Source organism: [Scytonema hofmanni] UTEX 2349 (genome assembly GCF_000582685.1).
GTDB lineage: Bacteria > Cyanobacteriota > Cyanobacteriia > Cyanobacteriales > Nostocaceae > Hassallia > Hassallia hofmanni.
In genome coordinates, this window is the sequence record NZ_KK073768.1 from 3,597,686 (window position 1) to 3,610,385 (window position 12,700).

The following is a 12,700-nucleotide window of genomic DNA, read 5'->3' on the forward strand; positions in this document are numbered from 1 at the left end:
AATTGCAGTCAATGCCTGAAATACGGTTAAAAATTGGATAGTACATATGCTCACCTTGAAAGGGCTAGTCAACACACCTTAATCTTATGCCCAAACACACTTTATTTGTCTGCAAATCCTACCACCGTTCCTCTGAAGAACGACCAAAAAATCAAACTGCCGACGACACTATTTTACTTGACAAAACAAACAGTTTATGCAAAGGAAAATTTCCATCTGAGGAAAAGGAGTTGCTTTGTTGAATTTGCCACCAGTTAACGATCGCTTTTTTCAAGGCAGTATTGCTACTGGAGTTTAGACTAACGGCATGACAAAATAACTCAAGTGAAAGAGTGCAAGCGTTGTTTGGCGAATCGATACCAGTGGTCAATCGCAAAGCGGCGTAGATACTGACACCAAATTTGGTGAAGTTGGAGCATTTTCTCCCCCACCCAAATTAACCATAAAGGTTTGAATGTTTTTCCCTTTGTTTGGTCAGTGCGCTCGACAAGTATCAGATTCATAGGATGTTTGGCAGACTGTTGAAAGTGGAGATTATGCCACAGATGAATGCGTAATTGTCCTAACTTTGGGTCTAGTACATCTAATAGTTGGTTGGCTGTCCACCATGTCGTTGGCTCATTGAGCTTAAACTTATTTCCATGAATCCTCGGATTGTTTAAGTCCCACTATTTCTTTTCGTTTTTTTGAATGGCTCACCATAAATCGTGACGTATTTGCCGCTCATAAAGCCAGTTTCGGCTTTATTTAGGCTTGATTTTTGTCTAAGTCCCATTAAGAGAAATTAAAATTAATTGAGAACAATTACTGTTAGGATTTATTGAGAGTAAATAAAAGTGTTGCTTAATGCAAGGCTTTCAACTCATAAATTTTGTGTCCCTTAATAGATGTGCTATCTAGCACATCTGTGGCTTTTTGAAAGTGTCATAAATTAACCACAACCAATGTTTATTAGCTCTTCGCAGTTAATTAGTATCATTCGTATTTTGACTGATTTCAAGAAACTCAACATAATCAGGGTTTTCAAAAAAAATCAGAATCGAATTCTAGCATTTACACTTGGTATGCTGCTGACATTAATTCTAGGATACCAAACTCTAGGTTCCCCAGCAATAAGAACTACGGAAATATTGTGGGATACCTACGGCATACCGCATATTTATGGCAAGGATGCCACAAGTGCATTCCGCGCCTTTGGATGGGCACAAATGCAAAGTCATGGGAACTTACTTTTGCGTCTTTACGGACAAGCAAGAGGACGTGCTGCTGAATATTGGGGAGAGAAATATATAGATTCAGACCGTTGGGTATTGACAATGGGAGTACCCGAACGCGCTCGCTCTTGGTATAAGGCACAGAATGCATCTTTTCGTAGTTATTTGGATGCCTTTGCAGAAAGTATTAATACTTACGTTAAAGAAAACCCGAATGCAATTGATGATGCTGTTGAAGTTGTCTTGCCAGTTAAAGGAGAAGATATACTCGCTCATCTGCAAAGAGTGCTGAATTTTACATTCGTAGTCAGTCCTGAACAAGTTGCGGGTGTTAGTACACCAGAGTCAAAAGCTGGTTCTAATGGGTGGGCGATCGCACCAAAACGTTCAGCTTCTGGTAATGCCATGTTGCTTGCAAATCCACACCTTCCCTGGTCAGATTTGTACCTGTGGTATGAAGCCCAAATTACTGCACCGGGAATTGATGCTTATGGAGCATCACTTGTCGGTATCCCCGTTTTAACAATCGCTTTCAACGATAATTTGGGTTGGACTCATACCGTCAACACCTATGATGGGTGGGATGCTTATCAATTAGAACTAGCTGGTGATGGCTATCGTTTTGATAGCAAAGTTCGTCCCTTTGAAACCAAGACTGTTTCTTTGAAGGTAAAACAAAAAGATGGGACACTGCGTGACCAACCACTGGTCGTAAAAAGTTCTGTTCACGGACCGATTGTGTCAGAGAAAGAAGGTAAAGCTACAGCACTGCGTGTTGTCGGTCTTAACCAACCAGGAGTGTTGGAACAATGGTGGGATATGGCGCGATCGCAAAATCTGGCACAATTTGAAAAAGCACTTCAACGTTTGCAATTGCCAATGTTTACGGTGATGTATGCTGACCGAGAAGGGCATATTATGCACCTATTTAACGGGCAGGTTCCGGTGCGTAAGCAAGGGGATTTTAAATATTGGCAAGGAATTATTCCTGGGAACACATCAAAAACCTTATGGACAAAAATTCACCCCTATCAAGATTTACCGCGTGTGATTGACCCTCCAAGTGGTTGGTTACAAAATACTAATGACCCACCTTGGACAACAACCTTTCCAGCAGCAATTAAAGCAGATAAATATCCGCCCTATATGGCACCCCGTTTCATGGATTTCCGAGCGCAGAGTTCCGCAAGAATGCTGGATGAAGATAAAAAAATCACCCTGGATGAAATGATTAAATACAAGCACTCAACACGCATGGAATTTGCAGACCGGATTCTAGATGATTTAATCCCATCTGCGCGGAAATATGGTGGGAAATTGGGAAAACAAGCAGCAACTATCTTAGAAAAGTGGGATAGACAAGCGAATGCAGATAGCAAAGGAGCAGTATTATTTGCTGCTTGGGCACAAGAGTTAGACTTCGATAAAACTTTTAGTAAACCTTGGATTGAACACTCACCTCGAACTACACCTGATGGATTAGCGAATCCTCAAGGTGCAGTGACATTACTGGAAAGCGCAGCAACAAAAGTAGAAAAGGCTTATGGAAAATTAGATGTCCCTTGGGGAGAGGTTTTCCGGTTGAAATATGGCAACGTGGATTTACCCGGTAACGGTGGTGATGGAGATTTAGGGATTTTCCGCGTCGTCAATTTTGCTCCTTCAGAAAATGGTCAATTTCAACCCGTCGCAGGCGATTCTTACGTTGCTGCAATTGAGTTTTCTAACCCAGTCAAGGCGATGGCGCTGATGAGTTATGGTAATTCCTCTCAACCTGGTTCGCGCCATGTTGGTGAACAGTTACAAATGTTTGCTCAGAAAAAGTTGCGTCCAGTTTGGCGTAAGCGAGAGGAAATTACAGCACATTTAGAGGAACGTAAAGTCTTTTAGGCTAACATCCCCAGATTATTTTGCTCAGGTCTGGGGATTAAATCTGTTTATCGCTAAGACAGCGATCGCCACAACAACGAATCACTGATTAGATGTATAGCGATCGCGCATCTCCGTATTGCATTTTGAAGTGCGGAATGTGGGTTTAATGCGATTATTTGGGACTTTATTGATATTGAGAGGTTCTTGTTGACTGTCCAACGTTTGCCCTGGTAAGCCCTGAACTCAATAATCTCCAGAGCACGAAGTTTTCTTCACGCCTGCCAAAACAAATTTGATCGCCGCCTGGGTATGCTTTTCCAGCATTTCTGGGCTGAGATAATTAATGTCAGGGGTCAAGTGTTTCCAGTTTTCGTGCATAGTGAAGTAGAAAATGCAAACGCTAAGGATATGAGTCAGGGTTAAGTGTGGATCGAGATGACGGAAACACCCCCCTGCCATACCGCGCTCGAGAATTTTGAGAAGATGCTCGTGTAAACTCCACCAGTTATCCTGCTTAAAATACAAGCCTTGATTTTGACTGGCTTCTTGAAAGCAGAGCATTTGATGATGGGGATTGGTAGTTTGGTAGACAATTGCAGTTCGGATGATATGCTTGAGTGCATCTTCAGGTGGCTTCATATCGAGATTCAGTTGATCGACCATTGCCTGAACTTCATTGATCTGGCGCTGCAACACGGCTTTGTATAAACCCTGTTTATTCTCGAAGTAGTAATGAATTGTGCCAGTTGTAATGCGGGCACAATGGGCGATCGCACTCAATCGAGCACCTTTGAGACCAAGCCTAGCAAACTCCAGTTCTGCGGCATCAAGAATCTGCTGCTGCGTGACCTCAGCATCCCGAAACAGACGAACCGATTTGGTGACTCGCTTAGTCTTGAGCGCTCGAACCATAACATCTTCCTTGCCTTGTGAATTCTGTTGATGGGCATCTTTTGCAAAAGTCAGCTAAACCTGTTCAACCTCTTCTTCTGCCAAGAGTATGCTGGGGTACAGGGCAAACGCCGGACAGTCAACAAGAACCTGCCAATATCAATAAAGTCCGAAATAATCGCATTAAAGCCTGCTAATTGACAAGGTTTTAAGCGATCGCCTTAATCCACTAATTAAGGTTTTTGTCAAGACTAATTAAGATGCGTTTGCCCTGCCCCAATCACTGCGCTGGTGTTTCCATAACAGGCTTTGAAGGCTGAGATACTAGTTGTCCATGTCATAAGTTTTGAGGGGTTTCAACTTACCAAAATAATTGATTTTTAAGGCTTTGGAAATTTGATTACCCATCAGAATTAATGACATAGACTACTAGTCTTACAGATAAAACTTTGTTTTACGTAGCCTCGATATCCAAATCTACTAGATATCTCCAGAAAAGAAAAAAGACCCCGCTTCCATTCCTCTCCCCGAAAGGTCGAGAGGCTTTAAAACCCCCCTTCTGCTAGCGAAGGGGGGTTAGGTTTGTGTGTAAATTTGCGGTCTCTAAATCTTTTCCGGAGATGTCTACTGATGAAGCGAGTTCGGGAGAAGTTGTAAGGGTGTCATAGGTGTAGCCATAACGCTTCAAATCCAAAGTGTCTCGAGGTGTGACAATATCTTTGGGTGCAAAACTTAGTAAGTAGGGTTGTAAATTCACTGATGCAAGCAGCCCGGGGGTGGACTGACCTCCATCCCAAGGCCACATTGGGTCATTGAGATTGTGTCCATAAGGCTGACCCTCCGAAGGATAAAAATCGGTACCTGTATGCCCATTTTCCTGCCATTGAGCCCAGAGACGATCCAAATTGGAGTGGATCAGCCAGAAGGCTGGATCGTAGGTAACACTGGCAAAGTTCATTGTGCCTAAAAGCCCAGTAATCTTAGGTCTTCCAAAAGAGTCTAAGCTGCCATCAGTAAGTTGCCCACCGACTAGTCCATGCATATAGTTATGCATATAGAATCCTGGTTTTAAGTTCCCCTGGTCATCCTCCCTAAAATTTCCTTCTATAGCAGGACGAAAACTGGGTTTAGTGTAGAAGTTGCTGTTGTGGGGATTACCATCACCAGGGAGGCGGTATTGGTATTCGTCGTAGGAGTCGTAGGAAAAGATTTTATCCAGATCTGTTTTAGATAGAGGATATTTATCTGTGGGCGGTGTCTGTAGAAATCGTATAAGTGCGCTTCCATGTTGGTGTCCCAAAGTGTCAATATTTATGTCTTTATTTAGAACCCACCCATTGGCTTCTGAGAAATTACCACCAACAGGACCTCCTTGAAAAACTCCAATACCTGGGATATTTATGGTTCCTTCTCCCTTTGTACCTAAAAAGTCTGGTTGAAAGATAACATCTAAAGCTTTAGGATCTGTCCAATCCCAATAAGGAAGCGTTACACTAGGATCTACTGATTGCAAAACTTGTTCAAATCGAGATATGAATTCGCGATGCCACGGCAGAAATGCATCATTTCCATGACCGGGATTAGCTTCACTCGCTGGACCTACTCCAGTAGGTGGCATTGGCATTAGGTTTCCCTTATCATCTTGCATTAGCATTGGCTGGAATGTCATTAATCCTTCGTGCGTTGCAACAAACTGGTCATAGATACTGACTGTACTGCCTTCTGGAATTGTTTTTTTTAAGGTATGTAAAGCGTTGACGAATGCTGTTCTTTCCTCAGGAGTAAGATTAACAACATTCTTCCTTACAAAGGCTCTTTGAACTGTATTCGATTTGCTACTAGGATTGCTATTTTCTGTAGACACCTGGTTCAATAGCCGATTGTGCTCATAATGCTTACCATTATTGGCAAGTACCGGATTTACAAATATACCAAGGGTAGCAGTGATGCTAATAGCTAATGCAGTGATGCTAATGGCTATTGTCTTGAATATTTTTTGAGGAATTTTCATTCTCTTCGCTTATTGACTTGTAAAAACTTCAAAATTGTCTCGATACTTGAATAAAAGCCTCTATACCATAGTTGCAGATCACATCTAAGTGTAAAAGTAATAAATTATACTTTATAACAACTTTTAGTTTTGTCTGCCAATCAGGTTTATGAGCTGTCACCAGCCGTAAGTCTCTAACTTCTAACTGATGTCAGATCGCTTGCGCGTTAATTCAAGACCATGACCGACACCAACCTCGACTGAATCTAGGTTTGGCTTCGAGCGGACGTGCTGTTGGTAAGCCTTCATGGTTTCACGAAACTCAACGGGAAAACTGATGTTGTCCGCGATGACAATAGCCCCTGGAGAGAGCTTCTCATAAATGTGGTCGAAGCAGGGGATGTAAAGATCTTTCCACAGATCGATCAGCACAAAATCCCATGGTCCCGGTAAAGTTTCAAGCAATGCCACTGCGTCACCTAGTTTGAAGTCCACAACATTTTGTAGACCAGCTCTATGGATGTGTTCAATTGCTTGCGCCTGCTTCGAGTTCACGTATTCTAGAGTAATCACATGACCACCATTCACCCGTGCCGCTTCCGCTAGCCAGAGCGTTGAATATCCGAAACTGGTTCCAATGTCAAGAATGCGTTTACCACCCTGCATCTTCAGGAGCATATTTAAGAACTTACCAGTCTCCGGTCCAACAGCCAGCATTAACTGACTCATTAGCTTATCTAGTTCTTCGGGGCTAAGAGTGGTGAACGGGTTTTCCTTTGGACTTTGGCTTTCCTCTACTCTCAGACGGGCTTCAAGTTCAGTTAGCAGATTGACAACCTGTAATTCCATGGTTATTAGTTCTTGTTATTTCAGATAAGTGTGGCCAAAACCAGTTAGTAAAGCGTAAGCAGAGATGATCAATGCAGGATAATGTGGTCTAACTTTGCATTCGCTGTTTAATTGTCAACTGCACTCTGACACTTTCCCCCACCAGATCAAGAGAAGAACTAAACTGGGATACTTAGTGTTTTGATGTTGCAAGTGCAAGCAGACGTTATCAAGTAGGACTACCGAGGCATCAAGCAGTGTTAAGCTAACAATTCTTTAACTTGCACAGCCTTAGTAAACTTAACTATGAGTGGGACGGGCAGGGATGCCCACCCTACTGTGTAAATTAAAAGTGCAACAGCTTACTATCTGATGCTGGGGCTTGGGGCATTTGAGTCAGCTAAACGCTTCTGTGCACTTTCTTCAACTTTTTCTGAAACACGACCTAACCCTAGCCGTGGTCGCGTTACAACATAGAAACCGTCAATGGCTGCTTCAACTGACAAATCTTTTGAAAACGTGTACATTCCTTCCATCACATTCATGATTTGAGTATCCATCTTTTCTCCGTCTAAGTCTTCTTGAACCTGCTCAAGAGATAAGCTTCTTGCAGCTCGTTGAGATATTTTCTCTATAACCAAATTATCAATACCGTTTTGAGCTTCAGTCAAATCTTCCATGCCAGAAACCAAGTTCACAAAAGCAGTGTTAGGAGCAGAGTCTCTGTAATCATTGTGAGCCAGTTCCTGAGCTTCTTCATAGTATGCGTCCGTACCGCGTTTCTTATCGTAGAAGAATGACACCAACGACAAGAAGCGCAGATAAGCTTGTCGATAGCTCTTCTCGTAAAAAGATATTGCTTGGTTCTCTGAGACTTCATTACGTAGCAGACTTGTTATACTTGCTGATGCCAATAATGCACTAAGGTTAGCAAGGTGTACCCCCGTTGAGAGCAGAGGATCTAGGAAACAGGCGGCATCTCCGATCAGGAAGTAGCCAGATCCACAGAAGTTTTCAGCAGCGTAAGAGTAGTCTTGTTCAGCCTGCACTGAGGATACTAACTCGGCTTGGGTAAGAAGCTTCGTCATTAATGGGGACTCAGCGATCGCGCCTAAGTAAAACTCCTCTAAACTCGTAGAACGTCTTGCCTTATAGCTCTCTTTGTGCATCACCACACCCACGCTCAACGTACCGTCATGAAGTGGGATTCCCCATAGCCAGCCATCCTCGGTAGAGCCACCAACGAAGGCACCTGCCGGAGCTTCCGTCACTTTGCCAGCACCCTTCCAGTATCCCCAAACAGCAATGTTTTGAAAAACTTGATTTTGCTGACGGTTCTTGAGGTAGCGTGTCGCCATCACACCTGCACGACCTGACGCATCAACTAGAATGTCAAAAGATATCTCTCCAGAACTATTATCTCCAGAATTCTGTGACCAAATAGCACTCTGAGGTCTGGCTCCATTGAAAGATAATTCACGCACTTCGGTCCCCTCAAAGACTTTCACTCCTTGGCTGGTTGCGTGATCCAAAAGCAGCTTGTCAAAATCAGCACGACGAACGTGATAACTATACTTTTGCTTCCCGTTTAGTTGTCCAAAATCAAAACTCCATTTGTCAGTTCCCCACTCGAAGTATGCTCCTTCTTTGCGCTGGAAACCATAAGCTTCCACTTTTTCTTTTGCGTTTGTTAACTCTAATATTTCCATAGAGGAGGGCAAAAGGGATTCTCCGATGTGGTAGCGTGGTCCTACTGCCTTCTCCATCAACGTCACATCAAAACCTTCACGGGCTAGGAGAGTGGCAGTAGTAGATCCAGCTGGACCACCACCAATAACAAGCACTTGTGTGAACTTGGGTAGAGTAGACATACAGTATTTTCTCCGTAAAATTATGTTTGTGTTTGTATCAGAAACTTGGTTATTTTTCCAAAATTCTAAGATTGTCCAAGACTCAACAAAGAGCCATGTTGATCGCGAAGATAGATCCAGGTTCGCAAAACTTAATCAAAACCGATAATTCTTTGGAAGAACTTTTCATTCACCCTCAGAATTTTTTCTTAGAAGAGTGCATTATGTTTGCGCTGTGAAACAGCCTTCCTCAATTTGAGAGTGTTAGATGAAGGGGGTTGCAGGTTTAGGGTGTAGGGTGTGGTGAACCCCATAATTAAAATCAAGGGTTTCAAAGAAGGACACCGTGTTTCTCGTACTACGTCGGATCGAAACACATCTTTTTCCTTTTTCCATATTTAAAAATAGGGGCTTGTACCTTTTAGGGTATGGGCATTTCGTTTTGAACCTACACCCTAAACCTGCAACCCCATAACGTGTTTTGGTCATTTATAGTGCAAGCCTCAGTTTTTAAACTGCACTATTCGACTTTATCAACCCACATTTGATAAAAATTTCTGAACTTTAAGAGTAACCAGTCATCCTTGACATGAACCTTGCCTGCACTTGGCTTCATGGTATTCCAAATAGGTATATCCTGAACTACGGTAGCTTGAATTCGCCAAGCGATAAGAGCGGCGTAAAACCTATCTAGTAAAAAGTTACCAGTTTTCTTGTACATTATCCAGCTTATCATATTGGTCTTGTTTTCATTCACTGGAATGAAGCTAGATATCAATGCATATATCACCTTCTCATCCATTAAATTAAGAGATGTAAATCCGCTTGGCCAACTATCTACTCGTATTACCGAAAACTCAGAAACAAGCCCTAAAGCTCGACTTAATGCACCTATTATCCCCCCTCTTTTGTAGAGTGGGAATTTAGCATTAAATCCAAACCAAGCATCTTTTTGAATAACTGTTTCGTTCTGTTGTATCGAGTTATGCTCGTGAAGTAGAGTGATTTGAAGAGGAGCAGAAAACTTCATTTCATGTACTGTTTTTAAATGAGAATAATCAACTAAGTTTTCAATTGCTTCTTGCAGCGGTGTGTTGATTCTTATAACTTGAGGTGTAAATATATAGTTATCTTTCTCATCTTCAGCTGCTGGAAACTCAAGCAGAGGGAACAGAGGAGTTTTAGAACCATACCATACCCAAACGCAACCATATCTTTCGACAGTAATATAAGTAGCTTGACGAGCCATTGGGGGAATGTGGTCTACCTCAGGTATGAAAACACATTTCCCAGAGGAGTCATAGCGCCAGTGATGAAAAGGGCATTGAATACAACCATCTATTACCTTACCAATAGCCAGATTAGCGCCTTTGTGCGAGCAGTAAGGTTCCATAATGACTGGATGATTATTTTGATCTCGCCAAGCTACTAAGGACTGACCAAATAACTCTATTGCCATTGGCTTTTTACCCAAATCCTGGGAGTGCATAGCAACATACCAACTGGCAGGAAAATTTATCGCTCCTTTATTGTCTTGCGTTTTTGATTGAGTTGACTTTGGCATTTCAACTTTTTCAAAAATAGTGTTCATTTGTTACCCCTTGTATACTTGATAATATATACACAGCTTTTTTAGCTAAAAAAAACAACCCGTACGACAAAGTAAAACTTGCAATATAGCATCAATCAAATACATAACAATGCTGGTTTATTGTGAGATGGGCAAAAAGACCATTTTAGGCTCTGAGTGGTAAGATGCTTACTCCACAAAAAGTGTATTTAATGCAAGTTAAAACCGCTATAAATTTACACATATAGCAATACAGCGGTTTTTTGAGTACTTCATGCCTCTTGAAGATTTAATTGTCGTAGTAAGTGAGCATGAGCTATTGCAAATTCCTTAAAAAAAATGGGCTTTTTGCCTGTTACTTTTTCAACATCTTGTGTGACGATATTGTGAGATCCAATCTTCCACTTTCTCATTATGTCAAGTAACCTTTGTATTGGTAATTCATCAAGACCAAAATGCCTCAGCATTTGGGCATAAGACTCTTCAGAAACGTCTATGAATTCTATTTCTCTATCCGCAGCCCTAGAAAGAATAGCGGTTAACTCACTCGTAGTCAGTGATTCCGGACCAGTCAAGTTGTAGATTTTGTTCTCATGACCTGTCTGGGTGAGAACTGTCGCAGCTACAGCAGCAATGTCCCTAGAGTCTATCCATCCAGCCCTTCCTTCTCCGACTGGTAAACCGAGAATACCTTGCTGAACTTGTGGACCAAAAAATACGGGCGAAATGAAGTTTTGATTAAACCAACTGGGGCGCAGAATAGTATAAGCTATGCCAGAGCCAATCACCATTTCTTCTACTTGGAAATATAATTCTCGATCCGTTTGCAGAATTGGCTCTCGATCAATTCCAAAGGCGCTAATAAGAACAATATATTGGATTCCTATTTTCTTTGCCGCTTCCATCATTATAGGTGCTATCTTAGACCGATCGTGATCTGCATCGCTAGGAGGCAAGAGATAAAGCTTAGTAGCACCTGCAAAAGCGGACACCACCGTTTCTGGTTGAGCATAATCCATCTGAACAACTTCCACATTCTCAGGTAGTTCTCTAGCTTTTTTCAGAGAGTGGACTGCGGCACGTACCTTAACATCCTTGACTTGAGAAAGTAGTCTAACTAGATATTTACCAGTTGTTCCGGTTGCACCGCTAACAACAATTATGGGTTGAGAAGACATATCTTTTATTTGATGTGCCATGACAGTATTTTTCTAGATAACGCTTGTTTTTGCTTTTGCCACAGTAAAAGACTGCTACCGAAAGTACTTCATCCTGTGCTGACTATTGACGGTCAACAGTGAATAAAGCTACAAGAATAAATTACACAAAGTTGACTTGAAAGTGCCATTTAGCGAAGAGAGAAAACCTTATCCGCTTGTAAATCAAAGCTTACTGGAGGTGCAGGAGCCGGACCTAGTGCAACATCACCCCAGCGCATCACAGTCGCTCCAGCGTTGGATACCGAACCAATGTTGTAAACCAGAACCAAGTCATTTTCACGAATCTTGCCTGATTCTGCACCGTGATACAAATTTGCGAGTGGGAGCATCGGTCCAATGTTGGCATAACGTTTGTGGAGATCAATTGTGCGTTCAGGATCGATACCCAGTGCCTGGATACAAAGGCTGGCATACCAGGCAGTAGGCGTATTGAAGGCAAAAAAGTTAATTTCATCAAGAGTTACGCCAGCGACTTCTAGCGCACCCATACAGCATTGCCGGAGGAGCGGGGCGGCAGTTTCACTGAGCACTTTATTCGTACCTTTAGCTGCCCGGATATACATCCGTGGGTTACCCTGAGCGTCCGTTGTCAGTTGATTAAAGAAAGTCCCACACGTTGAGGCTGTATTTACAATTTTTGTGCCAAGGACACCCTGGTTGGTTTTGAGAGAGCTAACTACAAAGGCTCCTGCTCCGTCACCTAAGAAAAACGAGAGAGTATCGTTTTCGTCAGCAAAGGGAGAGTAGTTAGTACAGATAACTACTAGCACATTGCGGTACTCTCCAGCACGTACTAGCGCACTAGCGCTCTGGATAGCAGCTACAGCACTTGAGCAGGTGGAATCAAGATTCCATGCAGCACCCTGAAATCCGAGTTCACCAGCAATAAAGGCAGCATTGCCAGGTACAATTTGCTCAGGAAAAATTGTGGCAACGAGCATCAAATCTATTTTGTTGACAGAAAGATTTGCTGCCTCAAGGGCGTTCTTAGCAGCACGACAAGAAAGTGTTAAGGATGTCTCACCTGGACCAAGCACCCGTCGCTCAACGCTGCCGCGAAAAGGATCTTGAAGATAGGGTGCCATCTCTACTTCAAATTCATTACTAGGAGTGGAATCTGCTGGTGAAAATACCTTGGATAATGTTTTTTGCTCGACCTGAGCAATTAACTCGGGGTAATTTTCTCTGTAATAATCATTGGTACGGATGACGCTAGGAAAGCTAACTGCAAGTGAGTGAATACCTACTGGTTGAAACATTGTGGT

At 42.5% G+C, this 12,700-nt stretch carries 10 protein-coding genes; 2 read left to right on the top strand and 8 right to left on the bottom strand.

The genetic code is table 11. The annotated features are described in order from the left end of the window. The first annotated feature begins 86 nt into the window (after window positions 1–86). Entirely contained in the window at window positions 87–242 is a 156-nt protein-coding gene (locus TOL9009_RS47565; RefSeq protein ID WP_186227616.1) for a hypothetical protein, read from the top strand. 78 nt (window positions 243–320) lie between these two features. On the opposite strand, the gene TOL9009_RS0121125 is transcribed toward TOL9009_RS47565, so the two are convergent. After that, the gene (locus TOL9009_RS0121125) at window positions 321–503 is read right to left on the bottom strand and encodes a hypothetical protein (protein WP_029634530.1); all 183 of its coding nucleotides are present in this window, start codon (window positions 501–503) and stop codon (window positions 321–323) included. Window positions 504–944: 441 nt separating this feature from the next. On the opposite strand from TOL9009_RS0121125, the gene TOL9009_RS0121130 reads away from it, so the two are divergent. Beyond that, window positions 945–3,104 (top strand): acylase, encoded by a 2,160-nt coding sequence (locus TOL9009_RS0121130; RefSeq protein WP_084763269.1) that lies wholly within the window; start codon window positions 945–947, stop codon window positions 3,102–3,104. 225 nt (window positions 3,105–3,329) lie between these two features. Here the strand turns inward: TOL9009_RS0121130 and TOL9009_RS0121135 are convergent, their stop codons facing one another. From TOL9009_RS0121135 to TOL9009_RS0121175, 7 genes are all read right to left on the bottom strand, one after another. Then, window positions 3,330–3,998, bottom strand: a complete 669-nt coding sequence (locus TOL9009_RS0121135) for a TetR/AcrR family transcriptional regulator (protein WP_029634532.1) — start codon at window positions 3,996–3,998, stop codon at window positions 3,330–3,332. Window positions 3,999–4,539: 541 nt separating this feature from the next. Then, the gene (locus TOL9009_RS39985) at window positions 4,540–5,988 is read right to left on the bottom strand and encodes a tyrosinase family protein (RefSeq protein ID WP_051502976.1); all 1,449 of its coding nucleotides are present in this window, start codon (window positions 5,986–5,988) and stop codon (window positions 4,540–4,542) included. Window positions 5,989–6,168: 180 nt separating this feature from the next. After that, on the bottom strand, window positions 6,169–6,816 hold the full coding sequence (locus tag TOL9009_RS0121150) for an O-methyltransferase (protein WP_029634533.1): 648 nt from the start codon (window positions 6,814–6,816) through the stop codon (window positions 6,169–6,171). Between the two features lie 344 nt (window positions 6,817–7,160). Further along, window positions 7,161–8,666 (bottom strand): NAD(P)/FAD-dependent oxidoreductase, encoded by a 1,506-nt coding sequence (locus TOL9009_RS39990; RefSeq protein WP_051502977.1) that lies wholly within the window; start codon window positions 8,664–8,666, stop codon window positions 7,161–7,163. Between the two features lie 499 nt (window positions 8,667–9,165). Beyond that, window positions 9,166–10,236: an aromatic ring-hydroxylating dioxygenase subunit alpha gene (locus tag TOL9009_RS0121165; RefSeq protein ID WP_029634534.1), complete on the bottom strand. Its 1,071-nt coding sequence runs from the start codon at window positions 10,234–10,236 to the stop codon at window positions 9,166–9,168. Between the two features lie 251 nt (window positions 10,237–10,487). Continuing rightward, window positions 10,488–11,393, bottom strand: coding sequence for an SDR family oxidoreductase (locus TOL9009_RS0121170; protein ID WP_221928648.1), 906 nt, complete (start codon window positions 11,391–11,393; stop codon window positions 10,488–10,490). A 170-nt stretch (window positions 11,394–11,563) separates the two neighbouring features. Next, window positions 11,564–12,694 (bottom strand): 3-oxoacyl-ACP synthase III family protein, encoded by a 1,131-nt coding sequence (locus TOL9009_RS0121175; RefSeq protein ID WP_029634536.1) that lies wholly within the window; start codon window positions 12,692–12,694, stop codon window positions 11,564–11,566. Window positions 12,695–12,700: the final 6 nt, after the last annotated feature.

Coding starts and splice junctions, on each gene's coding strand:
- TOL9009_RS47565 (WP_186227616.1), top strand. CDS start 87: ATGCCCAAACACACTTTATTTGTCTGCAAATCCTACCACCGTTCCTCT.
- TOL9009_RS0121125 (WP_029634530.1), bottom strand. CDS start 503: ATGAATCTGATACTTGTCGAGCGCACTGACCAAACAAAGGGAAAAACA.
- TOL9009_RS0121130 (WP_084763269.1), top strand. CDS start 945: ATGTTTATTAGCTCTTCGCAGTTAATTAGTATCATTCGTATTTTGACT.
- TOL9009_RS0121135 (WP_029634532.1), bottom strand. CDS start 3,998: ATGGTTCGAGCGCTCAAGACTAAGCGAGTCACCAAATCGGTTCGTCTG.
- TOL9009_RS39985 (WP_051502976.1), bottom strand. CDS start 5,988: ATGAAAATTCCTCAAAAAATATTCAAGACAATAGCCATTAGCATCACT.
- TOL9009_RS0121150 (WP_029634533.1), bottom strand. CDS start 6,816: ATGGAATTACAGGTTGTCAATCTGCTAACTGAACTTGAAGCCCGTCTG.
- TOL9009_RS39990 (WP_051502977.1), bottom strand. CDS start 8,666: ATGTCTACTCTACCCAAGTTCACACAAGTGCTTGTTATTGGTGGTGGT.
- TOL9009_RS0121165 (WP_029634534.1), bottom strand. CDS start 10,236: ATGAACACTATTTTTGAAAAAGTTGAAATGCCAAAGTCAACTCAATCA.
- TOL9009_RS0121170 (WP_221928648.1), bottom strand. CDS start 11,393: ATGTCTTCTCAACCCATAATTGTTGTTAGCGGTGCAACCGGAACAACT.
- TOL9009_RS0121175 (WP_029634536.1), bottom strand. CDS start 12,694: ATGTTTCAACCAGTAGGTATTCACTCACTTGCAGTTAGCTTTCCTAGC.